The organism is Granulicella pectinivorans (assembly GCF_900114625.1).
Lineage (GTDB): Bacteria > Acidobacteriota > Terriglobia > Terriglobales > Acidobacteriaceae > Edaphobacter > Edaphobacter pectinivorans.
In genome coordinates this window covers 950,673-968,556 of sequence record NZ_FOZL01000001.1, presented here as the reverse complement: position 1 = coordinate 968,556, position 17,884 = coordinate 950,673, and the positions used below count along the sequence as shown (strand labels likewise).

Below are 17,884 nucleotides of genomic sequence, written 5' to 3'. Positions count from 1 at the left end.
AACTCAATCCAACACTAACCCATCCCCAACGCCACCCAACCCACCGGCCAGGCTCTCGATCGAGACCTCCAGCCCCCGGATCAGCTCGCGCATCCGCTCAATCGGCACCGGCGCCGAGTAAAAATAGCCCTGCGCCTCATCGCATCCCTTGCTCGCCAGCAGATCGCGATGCGCCTCCGACTCCACCCCTTCGGCAACCACCGTAATATGCAGCCCAGCCGCCAGCGCAATCACCGCCGACGTCACCGCCAGGCTATCCTCGTTCACCGCCATATCCCGCACGAACGACTGGTCGATCTTCAACCGGTCCACCCGGAATCGCATAATGTACGACATGCTCGAGAAACCCGTGCCGAAGTCGTCGATCGCCACCCTCACCCCCAGCGAACGCACCTTCTCCAGAATCGTCATCGCCTTCGGAGAGTCGCTCACCAGGATGTTCTCCGTAATCTCCAGCTCCAGCGAAGCCGGGTCCAGCTCATTCTCTTCCAGCGTCTCGCGCACCGTCTTCGGCAACGCATCCTGCTGGAACTGACGCGGCGAAATATTCACCGCAATCGTCAGCGCGCGACCCATCTCAAGCTGCAACGCCCGCCCCTCGCGGCATGCCGTCTTCAACACCCACTCGCCGATCGGGACGATCATCCCGCTCTCCTCGGCCAGCGGAATAAACTCGTTCGGCGCAACCAGTCCCAGCTTGCCGCTCCGCCACCGCAGCAAAGCCTCCACACCCGTCACCCTGCCGCTCTTCAGTGAGATCTGCGGCTGATACACCAACTCCATCTCATTCAACGTCAGCGCATGGTTCAGCCCCGCCTCCAACTGCCGCTTGCGCGTGGAAGCCGAAGCCATGTCGTCCGTGAACGTCTGGTAGCCGTTCCGTCCCTCGGACTTCATCTGGTACATCGCCGCATCTGCATTCTTCAGCAGAGCCTCCGCCGTCTCGCCGCTGTCCGGATACAGGCAGATTCCAATACTCGCCGCAGGCAGCAACGACTGCGTTCCCAGCAGCACCGGAGCATGCAGCGCCGTAATCAGCTTCTCCGCAATCGCCTCCGCCTGCTCCACATGCAGCAGATCGTCCAGCAGCACCACGAACTCATCGCCACCCATGCGCGCCACCGTGTCGTACCCGCGCACCGACCCCTGCAGCCGCTTCGCCACCTGAATCAGAAGCTCATCCCCTACATGGTGCCCGTACAGGTCGTTCACCTTCTTGAAGTGGTCCAGATCCACCATCAGCAGCGCGACCTTGCGCCGGTTGCGCGCCGCCCTCGCCAGCGCCACACCCAGCCGGTCATGGAATAACGTGCGCGTCGGCAGACCCGTCAGCGCATCGTGGTGCGCCAGGTGCGAGATGTAGTCCTCGGTGCGCTTCCTCTCGGTAATGTCATACGCCGTCAGAATCAAACCCGAGATCACACCCGTCTGATCCGTCATCGCGCTCACCGTCAACTGCGCGTCGAACTGCGAACCATCCTTGCGGATAAACTTCCACTCCGACTCATCGATCAAACCCTTCAGCGGCTTGGCCATCAACACACCAATGCCCGGCTCCACCGTCTCCCGCAGCTCGTCCGTCAACTGCGCGGCCCGCATCATCACCGCCTGCTCATCCAGCAGCACCAGCGGACTGGTGCGTCCCACCAGGTCCGTCTTCTCGTACCAAAGCATCCGCTCCGCGGCCGGATTCATCGACCGGATCGTCCCTTCCAGATCCGTCACGATCGTCGCAAACGGCGAGCTCGCGATAATCGACTGCGTAAACTTCGCCAGACGCGCCAGCTTCAGCTCATCCTCTTTCCGTGCGCTGATGTTCGTCGCCGTAATCGCAATGCCGTCGTCCAGCTTCACGACCTTCTGGTGCAGCCACGTCGCCTGCACCTCCGGCGTGTCCACCAGGAACTCCTGCTCCGTCGGCTCACCGCGCTCCACCACCTGCCGGTACGCCTCCAGCAACTCCGCCGACACCGCCTTCGGCAGCTTGTGAAACAGCATCTGCCCTTCCAGCGCGCCACCGCTCCGCGCCGACATCAGCTTCGCTCCATTCGGATTCACGAACACAAACCGGAAGTTGCGGATAATGCCCTGCCCGTCCCGCACGCTCTCCAGAATGTAGAACGCATCCTGGCTGGAGTTCGAAGCCGCCAGAAAACGCCGCTCATTCTGCCGCGAGAGCAAAGCCGCGTCCAGCAGGCTCCGCACATCGGAAAGAAAGAACGGCAAAGCCACCGCAGTCACCACCGAGGCCACCGCCGTCATCAGCTTGATGTCACCGGCCAGCCAGTACAGCGGCGTCCACAGGACGACAATGTCCATCACATGCGTCAGCGCACACACCACAATAAACAGGACGAAGGCGACTATCAGCCAGCCCAGCGGCATCTTCCGTCGTTCCCGGTACCCAAGCAGCGCCAGCGTAGCCGCAATCGACAGGTAGGCAATAAAAATCACCGTATCCGACACCACATGCAGGGTCAGAAGGTCTTTATTCCATAAGAAATCGCTCCCATGCGGAAGGAAATCTTGTGAGCCAATCTGGCTGAATCCACCCAACCAGAAAAGCCAGCCTGCCCCGATAAAAAGCAGGGCGATGCCGGCGAAAGCCAAAGGCTTCCACTTCGTCTTGGACGGCGGGGAGAACACCAGCCAAGCCTAAGCCCAATCGCCTACGTAAATCAAAGGAAATCCACCACATAAAACGCAGGCGACAAAGCAGAACGGATCGTCGCGCCCCTCCTGCCGTTCCGCATCGCCCTCACGCAGCCGCAAACGCCGCCTGTTCCAACAGCGACACGGCGGTATCGGCGCAGGCCGAACCCTGAGAAATACATCGCGCACAGCAATCGATCGTCCCATCGGAGCGAAAGCCCGGCCGGCGAACTCACCCTCCCGATCGGGCGCGTCCTTCGAGGATCGGCTCCTCATCCGCGACCTCTATCCCCGCATTCGTATACAAAGGAACCATCCATCCTTGGAAAGCAGGCCACACCCAGACATGCAGACGCCCCCCGAAGCTCCAGACAAGCAGCTCATCAAGAGTCTCGGCCTCTTCTCGGCCACCGCCATCGTCATGGGCTCCATGATCGGCTCCGGCATCTTCATCGTCTCGGCCGACATCGGACGCGGCGTCGACTCCCCCGCCCTGCTCATCGGTGCCTGGATCCTCACCGCCCTCATGACCATCGTCGGAGCCCTCAGCTACGGCGAACTGGCCGCCATGATGCCCCAGGCAGGCGGCCAGTACGTCTACCTCCGCGAGGCACTCGGCCCCATGTGGGGCTTCCTCTACGGATGGACCCTCTTCCTCGTCATCCAGACCGGAACCATCGCCGCCGTCGGCGTCGCCTTCGGAAAATTCCTCGGCGTCTTCTTTCCCACAATCAGTTCGCAAAACTGGATCCTTCACTTCGGCCACATTCCCGCACTCACCATCGGCTCCATCGTCGTCGGCAACATGGAGATGGGCCTCAACACCCAGAACCTCGTCGCCGTCCTCGTCGTCGCCACCGTCACGGTCATCAACATCTTCGGCGTCAAAACCGGCGCGACCGTCCAGAACATCTTCACCACCGCCAAGGTCCTGGCCCTCCTCGGTCTCCTCGCCTTCGGCTTCACCCTCGGCCACAACGCCCAGGCCATCGCCGCCAACTTCGGCCCCCACTGGCATAACTTCTGGGCCAACGCCTCCCTCTCGTCCCTCCACCCCATCACCGTAGGAGTAGGCGGCCCAACCGTTCTGGTCGGCTTCTTCACCATCCTCGCCGTCGTCCAGGTCGGCTCCCTCTTCTCCTCCGACGCCTGGAACAACGTCACCTTCACCGCCGGCGAGATCAAAAACCCCAGCCGAAACCTGCCCCTGTCCCTCGTCCTCGGCACCGGCTCCGTCCTGCTGCTCTACATCCTCGTCAACTTCGTCTACCTCACCGTCCTGCCCCTCCACGGCGACCCCCACGGAGCCACCATCTTCGCCCGCGGCATCCAGTACGCCTCAGAAGACCGCGTCGCCACCGCCGTCCTCGAACAGATCTTCCACTCCAGCGGTGCCTACCTCATGGCCGGAGCCATCCTCATCTCCACCTTCGGCTGCACCAACGGCATGGCCCTCGCCGGAGCCCGCGTCTACTACGCCATGAGCAAGGACGGCCTCTTCTTCAAGGCCGTCGGCAAGCTCCACCCGAAATACAAGACCCCCGTAGCCTCGCTCCTCATCCAGGGCGCATGGACCATCTTCCTCTGCATGTCCGGTTCCTACGGGCAGCTCCTCGACTACACCATCTTCGCCGCACTCCTCTTCTACATCCTCACCATCGCCAGCCTCTTCGTCCTCCGCCGCACCCGCCCCGAAGCCCCCCGCCCATACCGCGCCATCGGTTACCCCATCCTCCCGGCGCTGTACATCCTGGCCGCCCTCTTCATCTGCGGCGTCCTCCTCCTCTACAAACCCCAGTACACCTGGCCCGGCCTCGTCATCGTCCTCATGGGCATCCCCGTCTACCTCGTCTGGACCAGGATGAGCGCACGCGCATAACACCCTTCACTCCACTCGCGCACCAACCCAAAAGGCCCCCAAGCGCCTACGCAGCAACAACCGGAAGGGCATGGCTTCTGCCATGCCGAAAACGCATCGCCCTTTCGATCCTGTACTGATTCCCGAAGGGAATCGTCCCGCCTCAACCACCCGCCCATATCCGCTAATCGCCAAAACGTGCGTTTACCGAAACAAAAACAGACCACTTTTCGCCAACACGCGTTTCACCACATGCTGACCACGTTTTCCATCCATTTCTCCACGTTTTACCGGTCCAAAATGCTTCTGGTAAAACCTTGGCTTTTTCGCATCGCCGACCCATAAGTCCTTTAGAACACCAGGATACGAATAAAGAAAAAGTGCACCGAAATCGGTGCGCTTTCGTACCACGTTCAAGCCCTGTGGTCAGACCTCTAACTCTTCTTCCCCGCCAGAATCTCAGCCAGATGTAACCCCCGCCGCTCCGAATTCTGGGCAATCTGTTCCCGGCAACTGAACCCGTCGCTCACGATCAACGCCTCCTTCTGACGGCGCACCTCCGGCAGCAGAACCCGCTCCGCAAGTGTCTGAGAAACCTCATACTTATCCGCCTCGAACCCAAACGGACCAGCCATCCCGCAGCACCCCGAATCCAGCAGCTCCACCTCCGCCCCGCTCGATCCCAGCACCGTCATCTCGTCTTTCATCGACATCGTCGCCCGATGGTGGCAATGCCCATGCACCACGATCTTCCGGTCGATCGCCGGAGCCTTGTATTCCGGTGCGTACTTCACCAGAAACTCGCTCAAAAGAAACGTGTTATCCGCCAGTTTCTTCGCCCGCGGATCGTGCGGCAGAAGGTTCAAAAGCTCATCGCGAAACACCGTCGCACAGCTCGGCTCCAGCACCACAATCGGCGTGCCTGCCTCAAGCTGCGGAGCCATCGCATCCAGCACCGTCAGCAGATACTGCTTCGCCACATCCAGCATGCCGAAGTCATACAACGGACGCCCGCAGCAAAGGTGCTGCGTCGGCAGCGTAGCCCGGAAACCCGCGTCGTTCAGCACCTGCTCCGCAGCCTGCATCGTCGCCGGATGCATGTAGTTATTGAACGTATCGGCCCATAAAAACACCTCCGGCTGGCTCAGATCCTTCGGAACCCGCGTCCGCCGCGTATACGCATAGTCGAACTTCGGCATCGTCCGCTCCGGCGCAATATGCAGCAGCTTCTTCATCAGGCCGCTCACAACCGGAGCCTTCGACAACGCATTCACCAGCCAGGGAACAAACGAAGCCATATGCGCCCACCGGTCGATCCGCGCAAACGCATAGTGGAACAAAGGACGATGCCCCTGCTCGTAGTAGTGAGCCAGGAACTCCGACTTGTACGTCGCCATATCCACGCTCACCGGGCACTCGCTCTTGCACGCCTTGCACGACAAACAAAGATCCAGCGCCTCCTTCACCGACTCGTTCTTCCACTTGTTCGGCAGCACCTCGCCCTGCATCAACTCCCAAAGCATATGCGCCCGCCCACGCGTCGAATGCAGCTCTTCCCCAGTAGCCATGAAGCTCGGACACATCGTCCCGGCATCGACCTTGCGGCAGGCACCCACGCCCACGCACCGCAGCGCCGCCCGCGCGAACGACCCATGGTCGGACTCGAACGCAAAGTGCGTCTCCGGCTGCCACGGGTTATAGTCGACCCCCAGCCGGAGATCCGCATGCGGCTCATGCGCATCGATCAGCTTGCCCGGATTCATCTTGTTCGCGGGGTCCCACAGCCGCTTGAACCGCCGGAACGCGTCCATCAGCTCCGGCGAGTACATCTTGGGCAGCAACGCACCGCGCGCCTGTCCGTCGCCATGCTCGCCCGAAAGCGATCCGCCATGCTTCAGCACGATATCCGCCGCGCGATCCATGAACATCCGGAAGTCGAGAATCCCCTGCTCCGTCTCGAGGTCGAAGTCGTGCCGCATATGCACGCAGCCCTGGCCAAAGTGCCCATACATCGGGCAGGAGTACCCAAATTCCTCCATCAGCGCATAGATCTCCCGCAGATACGCGCCAAGCTTCTCCGGCGCCACCGCCGAGTCCTCCCAACCCTCCCACCCGGTCCGCTTCTTGCCCGGCACAAACGCCGTAGCGCCCAGCCCGGACTCACGGATATGCCACACCCGAGCCGCCTGCGCCGTCGTATAAACCCGCGCCTCCGCAATCCCCTTCAGCGCCTCGGCAAGCTGATGCGCCTTCGCATCGGACTCTTCCTGGCTGTCGCCCCCAAACTCCGCCAGCAGAAACCCTTCGCCATCCGGCAGAAGCTTCAGGTCCTCGAGCGACTTCTGCTTCTTCCGCAGCGAGTCCAGCAGCAGCCCGTCCATGCCCTCCAGCCCGATCAGCGGATACTTCAGCAACTCCGGCACATAGTCCGCCGCCACGAAGATGTCCACAAACGCAACGCCCACCAGCGTACGAAACTGCGGGCTCTGTGTAAGCTGCAGGGTCGCCGAAAGAATCACCGCGCAGGTGCCTTCGCTGCCCACCAGGGCCCGCGCGACGTTGAACCCCGCCTCTGGCAGAAGCTCATCCAGGTTGAAGCCCGAGACACGCCGTGCAATGCGCGGAAACTGCGCCCGCACCTGCTCCGCATGCTGGTCCCGCAACTCCTTCAACCCGGCATAGATCTCCCCAACGCGCCCACCGCCCGCGATCAGCCTCTCCAGCTCCTCCTCGCTCGTAGCACCCACGCGCAAACGCGTCCCGTCATAGAGCAGCAGATCGAGCGACGCGATATTGTCGACGGTCTTACCACCCATCAGCGCATGCACTCCGCACGAGTTGTTCCCGATCATCCCCCCCAGCGTGCATCGGCTGTGCGTCGCTGGATCGGGCGCGAAGGTGAGGGCAAACTTCTCGGCGGACTCCCGCACACGATCAAGAACGATTCCCGGCTGCACCTCAACCGTGCGCGTCACCGGATCGACCGGCCCCATCGTGTTCATGTACTTCGAGAAGTCCATGATGACCGCGGCATTCGTGCACTGTCCGGCCAGCGAGGTCCCTCCGCCGCGCGACAGCAAGGGCGCTCCGAACTGGCGGCAGGCCGCGACCGTGGCAATCACGTCCGCCTCGTCGCGCGGAATCACCAGCCCGATGGGAATGTGCCGGTAGTTCGAGGCGTCGGTCGCGTAAAGAGCGCGGGAACCCTCATCAAACCGTACCTCGCCCTTGACCGTCTCGCGAAGCAGCGATTCAAGGGCGGAGGACGCGGGAAAAACGTCATGCGCGGTGGCATGCGAACTGGGAAGGATCACGAATGCAGGGGAAGCCATAGGCCTATCAGTATCCCTGAAAAGGCCTGTGGCAGGAAAGCCGCCGCGTCCATCCCGTAGGACATGTGTCCTGCCGGGAGTTCAGCTTGTCGCCGTCATCTTGAAGATGGCCTGCGCATTGGAACTGTCGAAGCTCAGATCCAGAGCGCCATCTTCCACCGGGAGCCGCGTAATGAACTCGATGAACGACCCCGGCACCTCACGCTCCACCATGCCGGTCTCGCAGCGAAACGGCCGCATCACCTTCGCCGCAAGGAACGCAGTCTGCTTCACCCGTCCGGAACGCGAGGTCTCGACGACCTCCTTCATGGGACGGCCAAGCGCCTTCTGCTCAACGGTCAGGGCTTCGACATCCGCCACACGATCCGTGGCATGGTTGAAGGCGTTGCCCTCGGTCGAGATCCACGCCATCTCGTCGGATTCCGCCTTCAGCGCTTCGTAGTCCGCGAGCGTGGGCGTGGCGTGCTGCCGGGCAAAGCACTGGACCAGTACCGGTAACAGATGCACAGCGTCTTCCAACTCCAGAGCTCCGTCCCCGTCGAGCTCCGCCAGCAGAACCGCGGCAGAAGCCGTAAGGGGATCGACGGACGTCTCCGTGACGTTGCGAACAGCGGTCTGGAACTCCTTTGAAAAGCGCTCTGGGTGCAGCTCGCTGAGGAAGAACTGGGCGATCTCCTCGGGGTAGTCCGCCTGCACGTACGATCGGCCTGTCATCTTCAGCCGCTCAAGGGGGTAAGTGCCGTTGAGTTCGTAACCGAGCGGGCGCAGAAGGCGCGTAATGGCTCCTTCGCCGGCTGGGAGAGCCCCCATACCGGCCAGGGCTACGGTACGGACGGCCCCATGGTCGTGCAGCACGGTCTTGCCGTCGCGCAGGCAGTCCTCCACATACGCAGCGGCCATCGGGACGCGCCCCAGCAGGTCTTCGAAGAGGAGCATATTCAGCAACTGGGCGATCACGGCCCGGGAGAGCTTCTCGCCGCCTTCCTGAAGCGCTGCGGGTACCACCAGGACCCGCGTAAGACGCGACGCGCGGTCGGCTCCTATGATCTGTTCCAGTGCGGCTGAGAGTGTCGGCATGGCGTTACCTCATATCGAGAACGAACGTATCACCATGGTTGAGATGCTGTCTGCCTACTCGGCGCCGAAGGACGAGCCGGGTTTGAGAAAAACACGGGTGGGTGTGTCGCGGTCGGCGGTCAGTTTTCCGTCCTTGATATGAAGCTCTGCCACCTGGAGAACGGTGCGCCCCTCGGAGTGGGAAAGCCTCGGATCGAGGTCCCGGCCGTTCTGGTGGGTGAAGTAGAAGATAAAAGCGCGATCGCCGCTGACGATCACGTCGCAATGGTGTCCGATACCGCGGTCGGTCGGCATGGCGCCGGGCGTGGCGAGAATATTCTCAGGCTGCCGCTTCCAGTCGGCGAGATCGGTGGAGGAGTAGACGCCGAGGCCGTCCCAGGAGTCGACGATCATCCAGTCGGTCCCATGGAAGCGGAAGACCTTGGGGCCCTCGCTATGGCGGTCGGTGAGGGCACGCCCCATGGGCTTCCAGTGTGAGAGGTCGGACGAATCCGCAGAGTGGATCAGGCTTTCGTCCCGCTCGTCCTTGTACCAGAGCCGCCACGTACCGTCGCCTACCGGGAACACGGTGGGGTCGATCACCCTCTCCGAAGCCAGGTCCAGCTTCGAGACGAAAGTCCAGTGAACGAGGTCCGGGCTGGTCAGTTGGATGATGTCGCGTGGTGCATTCCAGTCCTTGAAGATGCCCGGAACGATCGACAGATACATGTGATACAGCTTGCCGTCGTCGATGATCTCAGGCGCCCAGTGCGTGGTTTCGGCGTTGCCGTAAGGAATGTTGGCGATGCCTTTGTACTTCCACGTAGCTCCGTTGTCGACCGACGTGGCAATGCCGATACGCGTCCCGTGGAACCACGAAACATCCTTCGGATCATCCGTCGCCTGGTCGGCGCGACGGTTCGTATAGAACATCCACCACTGCTTCAGCGCGCGGTTCCAGATGAGGGTGGGGTCGGCGGCGCCGTCGTGGATAGGATCGCGGAAGAGAGGCTTGGGAGCAACTTTGCCCTGCTGGGCAAAGGCGGGGACAATCAGGACGAAGAGAAGTACGGCTGTTGTCAGGAGGCGGCGCATGGGTGCGGCCATTTTATATAGAAACCGTTTCCTGAGGGAACCGTCGGCTTTGCTTCTAATCGAAGCGCGGAAGATGCTCGATATCGGTGGCCGGAACCATCTCGATCTCGCCGCCGGCCTTGATCCACGCCTTCAGGCCACCTTCGATGACGGCGGTCTTGCAGTTCTCCTGCTGGAGCATATGCGCGATGCGCACCGACGTCGTGTCCTTGATACAGGAACAGTAGAGGTAGATCTCGCACTCCGGCTGCATGAACTCGCGGAGGGCGATCAGTTCTTCCTTCAGGCGGCTGGGTTCGACCCGGATGGAGTTCTTGATGCGGTGCCCGCCGGGATCGTAATAGCCATGGCTGCGGACGTCGGCGATGATGACGAGGCGGTCGGGGTTGTGGGCTTCCTGGAGCTTCGTGTGAAGCTCCAGCGCGGTCACGCGCTCGATCATCCGGTATTTGCGGTTGCGGATGTGGACGATCAGGTACATCACCCCATAGGCGATGAGCAAAGCAAGCACACAGAAGGCAACCGCGTGCCCGAGCTCCTGCACCCAGCGGACGACGTCCGTAATGAAGCGGGAGCAGAGGTAGCCGGTCATCGTCCAGGCGGAGACATAGGCCAGGACACCGGCGGCGTCGTAGCGGACGAACCGCGCGTATCGCATGTTCAGGCTGCCGGCGAGGGGCGCGGCCATGGAGGAGACACCGGGCAGGAACTTGGCGAAGAGCAGCGTCTTGGGACCGCGGCGGTAGAAGTAAGCGGCCGAGCGGAAGATGCACTTCTCCGGGTTGGGCGACATGCGGCAGAGGCCGGAGAGAAGCCACCATCCGGTGTATTTGCCCCCACAGTAGAGGACGGAGTCTCCGGCGACGGCACAGAACCATGCAAGAGGGATGAGGATCGCAAGACTCAGGCTGCTATGCGCGGCTGCACCTGCTCCGAGGAGAACGATGGAGATGGGAAGAGGCAGGCCTGCGGAGGCGAGAAAGCACACGAGGGCCACAACGGCATATCCGTGGTGCGCGATGATGCCGAGGATTCCCATGGTTCGACAGACTCCGGACGTTAGTTTTCAGTTGGATGCGAAATTCGCTGGAATGTTGTGGTGGTGACGGAGAAAAGCTAAAACCGCAGGCGAAGACCGATCTGGAGCGCACGAGAGCGGGAGGAGCTGGTTCCGGAGTCGGTGGGAGTACCGAAGGGTTGCGCGTTCAGGCCCTCCACGGCAATGTTCGCGGCACTCTGGAAGACGAGCGGCGTAATGCCGGCAACGGGGGTTCCCACCAGGTAGGCGCGCTGGACGATGCCGGAGAGGTTGACATGATTCAGTAGATTGTAAGCCTCGGCGGTGAGGTCCATGTGGAACCGGTCGTGAATGAGGATGGTGCGGGTGAGCCGAAGATCCAGGTTGGTGGCGTTGGGCAGGCGAAGTGTATTGCGTCCGACAGTGGGCAGGTAAAGCGCGCCACCCGAGCCGTTCAGCGTGTAGCGGCCTCCGGGCAGATGGGTTCCATCGAAGAGTGTGAGGGTGTAGGGTGCGCCGCTGCGGTAGAGAAAGACAGGGGTCAGGGTCCAGCCGTTGGCGATGGCCCGGGCCTCACGATGCCGGGAGGCTAAGTGGGGGTTCCAGGTGGCGGAGGCGGTAAGGCGCAGGGGAAAGTTGAGCGTGGAGAGGCCGCGGTCGTACCGGTTGGTGAAGGGGTCGAGCTGCTGGTTCTGGGAGGGGTTGGCACCTTGCGTGGGAGCAAGGTCGATGGCGCGAGAGAAGGTAAAGGCCGTGAGAAAGATCAGGCGGGTGCCCGTCCGGCGGACCTCGAGGGTGGCACCGTGGTACGTGGCGCTGGCGGCAGAGGTAATCGCGGTCACCGGGCCTACGCTGGCGAGGCGTCGCGCCGTATAGAGAGGAAGCGAGAACGTTTCGCCGTCCCGGACGCCAGGGGCTCCGGTGCCTCCCTGCATCTGGTAGGTGGCCGACGCGGTGGATGGGGCGATGTTGAGGTCCACGGAGGAGGCCAACTGGCGGTCGAGGTTGATCCGGTAGGTGGCGGAGAGGTCGAGACCCCAGGGAAGTTCCCGGTCGAGGGTGAGGCTTCCCTGCTGGACCATGGGCAGCCGGAACCGGCGTGAGAAGACGGTGGCGGAGGTTGCATTGGCAAGGGCGGCGGCGGGCGAGACAAGGTAGTCGCAGGGATAGCCGAAGCCCTGGTTCGCGACCTGCGGGCAGTTGGTTTCAGTGCTGGGCGTGATGCGGATGTGCGTGGTCGAGGCGGGGAGATCGGTGTTGAGGAGTGCAGAGCGGATCGTTGCGCCCGGGACCTTCCCGTAGAAGAGGCCGTACCCGGCGCGCAGGGTGAAGAGCCCCCTGCTGAACGCGAGCGACAGGCGAGGGCCAAAGTTGTTGCGATCTTCCGGAAAGACGGAGGTGGCGGCAATCGGCCCGAAGGTTGCGTCGAGAGCTGCGTTGGGCTGCTGCGGGTACGGAAGAAGCTGATAGTCGTAACGCGCTCCGAAACCGAGCGTGAAGCTGGGCAGGAGGCGGATGTCTTGTTGAAGGTAACCCGCCCACTCCTGCGTGTCGAAGGTGACGGCCTGCGGGCCGAAGCTCTGGGTGAAGGTGCGGAAGCAGAAAAGATGGACCGAGGCCGTGATGGAGGGACAGCCCCCGTTGGGGTACGCGTGGACGTTGAAGGTGTAGTCGGTGATGAAGTCAACGAGGCCACCGGCGCGACCATTGGTCGAACCACTGTCATAGCGAAAGGTGCCCTGCTGATTCGTCAAAGAAGCAACATCCGTCCTCACCAACGCAGCTTCTGCGCCGAGTTGGAGGTGCTGGCGGCCTCGTACCCAGGATAGGAGTGCGGCGGTGTCCAGGCGGCGCTCGTCAGGGTAGGCGGATCGGCCGAGCGAGGCGGGCGTGCCGAAGATGAGACCCTGCGGGGCGATCGCGACCTCGGGGGCGAGGCCTCCCGGAGCGATGGCGGGTTCCTGCGGAAGAGGTGTTTGTGGAGTCTCGAAGCGGAGTTGGTGTCCGTAGCGGACGCGGACCTCCTGGCTCAGGTGAGGCGTGAGGAAGAGGAGAGTGCGGGCACTTGCGGTGTCCACCTTGTCGGTAAGGTTACCGAGGCTGGCCCGCGCGCGGGAGACGACGGGAGCGCTGAGGGCTCCTGCGGGCTGCGTCCAGCGCGCCCGGTTGTAGTCGAGGGCCGTGGTGATGCGAGGGCTGAGGCGGTAGTCCAGGCGCAGGAAGTTGACGTCGCCGTCGGAGCGGCGCGACGTGAGGCCTGTGAGGGAGCTGAGGTAGGAGAGCGCGGAATCGATCTGTGCAGGGTGAACGCCACGGTTGGCCAGGAGGGCTTTCTGGGTGGGAGTCAGGTTGTAGAAGTTGGGATCCTGCGGGGAGGAGATGGCAGGAAAGCCTCGGCGCTGGATGTCGGTGGCGGCAAAGAAGAAGAGGTGATCGCGAAGGATGGGTCCACCGATCGCTCCACCGAACTGCTGGCGGGCGTCGTGTGGTTTGACCACTGACGACTGGGAGATGCCGCTGCTGTACGTCGTCGCGATGGCATAGGGGCTAGTGGCAGCGAAGGCGCTATTGCGGACGAGGACAAATGCTTCCCCGTGCAAGGTGCGGCCTCCGCTATGGGTGGTGGTATGGAGGATGCCTCCGGGTGCTGCGCCGAAGAGGGCCGAATAGTGCTCGCCGGCGATGTGAAACTCGCGGATGGCGGAGCGCGCGAAGGTGTATGGGACAGCGGAGCTACGGATGCTGCGGGCGGATGGACTCCGATGGGTCGCGCCGGCGTCGGTGTCTTCTTCGTCTGTGCTTTGGGGGCTTGCGGCTGAGGGTGGAGTGGTCACGGATCCATCGACGAAGAGAGCAGTGGACAAAGCGGGAAGGCCCCGGAAGGATGGAAGCGATTCGCCTTCCGTGTCGGAGTCAGGAATCGGGGATTCTTCAGGGGGAGCCGACGCGTTGATATCGGTAAGGGTGCCGGACCGGACGAGGACGTGCTCGCGGCGCAGGAGCCAGAGGCCGGGAGCGGAGACCTCGACTGTGTAGTCGCCGGGTGGTAGGTGGGTAAGCAGAAAGAGGCCAGTGCGGGACGAGGAGGTTTGCTGGGAGAATCCGGTTTCGGTGTCACGGGCTGAGATGTTGCCCTGGATAGGGCCTCGACCGGGGTAGGTGAGGCGGCCGCCGATGGCTCCGTCGGTGGCGGTCTGGGCGTGGAGAGAGCCCGTCAGGAGGAGCGCCGCTGCGGATACAAGCGCACGGAAGAGCGCGCGACAAACCACAGGCTCGTGTTGTTTGCCCGGTGCTGCGTGTGGGCCGGAAGGGTACAGCAACGGCGATCTCCTCTGCACGGCAGCAGGTAGAAATTCGGAGGAACTCGGTTGCCGAATTGTAGCGCAGGCAAAGCAAAGGGCGGCCACCGAAGTGACCGCCCTTTCGCCATGCAGGCTGGCTGATGCAGAGTGTGAACGCCTAGAAGACGAGGCGCGCTGCAATCTGAATCAGGCGTGGGCTGTAGGCGTAGTTGGAGTTTGCGGTCTGGACCGTCTGGAAGCCGCTCTGGTAGGTCATGGTGTTGACGTTGGTGGCAGTGTTGGTCGAGAACGCGTACGCACCGGTATTGACGCCGGTTACGTTCTGATGGTTCGCCAGGTTGAAGGCCTCGCCGATGAGTTGGAGTGAGCTGCGCTCCGTCAGAGCGAAATCCTTCTGGACGCGGGTATCGACCACGATGGTGCGGGGCAGGGTGAAGGAATTGCGGCCAACCTGCGGGAGATACGTGACACCCGTTGCCGTGACGCCGGAAGTACCCGCCGCCTCGAGACATCCAGCCACATAGCACTGGCTGGGGGTGGTACCGGACACGGCAGCGGAGTAGGGCAGGCCGCTCTGGATCTGCACGAGCGGCTTGATCGACCAGCCATTGGTGGCGTACTTGAGCGCGCTGCCACTGTGCATGCCAGGGATGTTGATGACGGCCCAGCCTACAGCCCGGTGGCGAACGTTGAGCGACGACGTACCGTAGTTCGAGCGCTGATTCGCGAAGGGATCGAGCCAGTTATTGGTGCCGTTGGAGGTGAACTGGGCCTGGCTGTAATCGAGCGCATGTGCCCAGGTATAGTTTGCATCGAAGGTGACGAGCTTGAAGGAGCGGTTGGTCACATCGATGCTGAGCGCGTGGTAGTTGGAGTTGATATTGCTGACGGTATCCGTGACCGCACTGTAGCTGGGATTGATGAGAATGTTGTTGTAAACGCTCGCCGTCGCTCCGGTCTGGAGTTTGCTTGCATACGCCTTCTGGGTGTATGTTCCGCACGCTGCCGGTCCGCAGGAGCCGTTAGAGCCAGGAGCGATGGTGTAGGTATAGGTGTAGGTCTTGGTCGGATCCAGGTTCACGTTTAGATAGTTCGGCAGCTCGCGACCGAGGGCACCGAGGTAGCTGACCGAGAGAACGTTGTGGAAACCAAGATCCTGCTGGACGGCGAGATCCATCTGCTCCGTATAAGGGTTCTGGAGGTGAGGATCGAGGTACTGGACCGATCCGGTTCCGAGCACAGCAGAAGTCGCTGCGGTGCTGAGGGTGGGCAGGTTCTGACCAGCCGCCACGGCCGTCGTCGGGGTGAAGGTTGCAAGGTTCTGACCGGCAGCCGAGGCCGTGTTCAGGTAGGCGTTCAGGATCACTGCGTTGGGAATGCGGCCATAGTAGAGACCGAAACCACCATGAACAGCCGTCTTGCCAAGGCCGAAGGGATCCCAGGCGAAGCCGAAGCGAGGACCAAAGTTGTTCTTGTCGCTGGGACGGGAGAGGGTCTGCGGAATTGTGGCGATATTGGTGTAGGGCTTGGGGAAGCTCTCGTAGTCGTAACGCACGCCGAGGTTGAGGGTAAGGCGCGGCGTTACCTTCCAGTCATCCTGCACGAAGAAGGCGTAGTCCACGGTGGCGAGGTCGAAGGTCGACGGTCCGAAACCCTGGGCGTAGCTGTTGTAGCAGAGGAGGTTACCGACGCCGGCCTGGCTGGTGCCGCAGGTGCCGGGCTGAGCGTTCTTGCGGGCCAGAAGATCGGAGAAGTAGTTCACAAGACCTGTGCCGCCCGTGGTGTAGGAGACAAAGCCGTTGCCCTCGTAGAGGTTGTTCTGCAGATCGTAGTTGTGGACGATGTCCTCACCGAAGCGGATGGAGTGCTTGCCCAGAATGTAGGTTGCAGTATCGCCAACCTGCCACTTGCGCTCATCGGGATACGCGACGCGGAAAGAGTAGTAGGGCTGCCCCATAAAGAAGCCGGTGGTGCTTCCGAGCAGGCTGACCTCCGGCGCGAAGCCGGTGTTATTGATGAGGTTGGTCGTGGTGTAGGCGCTGGAAGGCTGGAGACCTTCGTAGTTGAGTTCGCGTCCGTACTGGTAGCGAACCTCGTTGGTCAGGCTTTGAGTAATCAGGCTGTCGAGCTTGACCAGCGTGTAGTCCAGCTTGACGAAGTCGGTGCCGAAGGTGTCGATCGCGTAGTTGTTCGTACCCTGGGTCTGAACGCCGCCGGGCGAGTCCCAACGGAGACGGTGGTAGAGCGCGCTGACGTGATTCTTCTGGTTGACCTGCCAGTCGAGCTTAGGGGTATTGATGTTCTGGTCGCCAAAGCGCGGCACGCTACCGAGGTTAGGCAGAAGCGCCTGAAGCTGCGTGTTGAAGGCGGTTGCGCCGGCAGCGTAGGAACCGTACTTGAGACGGGCGGCGAGGAGGCAGGCATAGCCATCGGCGGCGGAAGCCGTCGGGGTTCCGGTCGCGGTGACAGCGCCCGTGGCGAGGTTACAGGCCTGGTTGGTGGGGAGAGTCGCATCGGGGGCCACGAAGAACGAACTTGGCGTAGCGGCCTTGGCTGTGCCGGGGAAGTTACGGCGGTAGGTATCGAACGCGTAGAACCAGAAGAGCTTGTCCTTGATGAGCGCACCGCCGACACCGAAACCGATCTGGTTGCGGTTGTCCTTGGGGCGGTAAGGCGAGGTCACATACTGACCGCCCGTGTAGACGGTGTTGGTCGCAAAGGGCTGGAAGGCCGAGCGGCTGGAGTTGCGGTTGTAGAAGTAGGCTTCACCATGGATGCCGTTGCCGCCGCTCTTGGTGACCGAGTTGACGACTCCACCGACGGCGCGGCCAAACTCCGCGGAATAGGCTCCGGTATTGACCTGGAACTCACGGACAGCAGCCTGAGAGGTGGAGTAACCGGCGCGAGTACGGCCACGCTCTTCCGAAAAGAATGCCTGGTTGTCATCGGCACCGTCGACTTCGACATTGTTCAGGACGGCCGAGATGGCGCGGAAGCTGAGAAGGCCGAAACCGCTGGCGTCGTTGACGACGGCTGGCGTGGTGAGCGCTAGCGAAGACCAGCGGCGGTTGTTAATGGGAATACTTTCGATTTCGGTATTGTCGAGGTGACCGCCGAACTCTGCCGAATCGAACTTCAGGACGGGAGTTTCAGAACGGACTTCGATGGAGGTCGCGATCTCGCCGGTGGTGAGATGCGGATCGACTTCGGTGACGCCGTTGACCTGAACGATCACGTTGGTCTGGCGCTCCGTGCTGAAGCCGGCGGCTTTGAAGGTGACGGTGTAGACGCCCGGGGTGAGCTGCGGAGCGCGGAAGGTACCGCTGTCTCCGGAGGTCAGCTTCTGCTCGGATCCGTCTGCGTCATTGTGAATAACGATCTCGGTATGGGGGACGATCGCGTTGGAGGCGTCAAAGACGGTACCCGCGATGGCACCCTGGGTGGTCGACTGCGCAAGCCCGGCGGTTGCGGTCAAAAGAACCGCACCTGCGAACGTGAGCAGTGATTTGAAATGAATTTTCGACATTCTGGTCTCCTGAAATGGATAGAAAAGGTTACTTGAGTCCTGGCG

8 protein-coding genes are annotated in these 17,884 nt (G+C 62.1%); 1 reads left to right on the top strand and 7 read right to left on the bottom strand.

Translation table 11 applies throughout. The features are described 5' to 3' along the window. Positions 1-3: 3 nt before the first annotated feature. Positions 4-2,646 carry a putative bifunctional diguanylate cyclase/phosphodiesterase gene (locus BM400_RS03860; RefSeq protein WP_141223798.1) on the bottom strand — a complete coding sequence of 881 codons (2,643 nt, stop codon included), beginning with the start codon at positions 2,644-2,646 and terminating at the stop codon, positions 4-6. Between the two features lie 352 nt (positions 2,647-2,998). Here BM400_RS03860 and BM400_RS03855 point away from each other — a divergent pair, with 352 nt between their 5' ends. Beyond that, the gene (locus BM400_RS03855) at positions 2,999-4,531 is read left to right on the top strand and encodes an APC family permease (protein WP_089836783.1); all 1,533 of its coding nucleotides are present in this window, start codon (positions 2,999-3,001) and stop codon (positions 4,529-4,531) included. Between the two features lie 413 nt (positions 4,532-4,944). Here the strand turns inward: BM400_RS03855 and BM400_RS03850 are convergent, their stop codons facing one another. From BM400_RS03850 to BM400_RS03825, 6 genes are all read right to left on the bottom strand, one after another. Further along, positions 4,945-7,842 carry an FAD-binding and (Fe-S)-binding domain-containing protein gene (locus BM400_RS03850; RefSeq protein ID WP_089836781.1) on the bottom strand — a complete coding sequence of 966 codons (2,898 nt, stop codon included), beginning with the start codon at positions 7,840-7,842 and terminating at the stop codon, positions 4,945-4,947. Between the two features lie 81 nt (positions 7,843-7,923). Continuing rightward, positions 7,924-8,919, bottom strand: a complete 996-nt coding sequence (locus BM400_RS03845) for a DUF1338 domain-containing protein (protein ID WP_089836779.1) — start codon at positions 8,917-8,919, stop codon at positions 7,924-7,926. A 54-nt stretch (positions 8,920-8,973) separates the two neighbouring features. Continuing rightward, positions 8,974-9,993 carry a glycoside hydrolase family protein gene (locus tag BM400_RS03840; protein ID WP_089841454.1) on the bottom strand — a complete coding sequence of 340 codons (1,020 nt, stop codon included), beginning with the start codon at positions 9,991-9,993 and terminating at the stop codon, positions 8,974-8,976. Between the two features lie 55 nt (positions 9,994-10,048). After that, positions 10,049-11,032, bottom strand: a complete 984-nt coding sequence (locus BM400_RS03835) for a VTT domain-containing protein (RefSeq protein WP_089836776.1) — start codon at positions 11,030-11,032, stop codon at positions 10,049-10,051. Positions 11,033-11,109: 77 nt separating this feature from the next. Continuing rightward, positions 11,110-14,331 carry a TonB-dependent receptor gene (locus BM400_RS03830; RefSeq protein ID WP_175528852.1) on the bottom strand — a complete coding sequence of 1,074 codons (3,222 nt, stop codon included), beginning with the start codon at positions 14,329-14,331 and terminating at the stop codon, positions 11,110-11,112. A gap of 139 nt (positions 14,332-14,470) precedes the next feature. Next, positions 14,471-17,839, bottom strand: a complete 3,369-nt coding sequence (locus tag BM400_RS03825; RefSeq protein WP_089836772.1) for a TonB-dependent receptor — start codon at positions 17,837-17,839, stop codon at positions 14,471-14,473. Positions 17,840-17,884 lie beyond the last annotated feature (45 nt).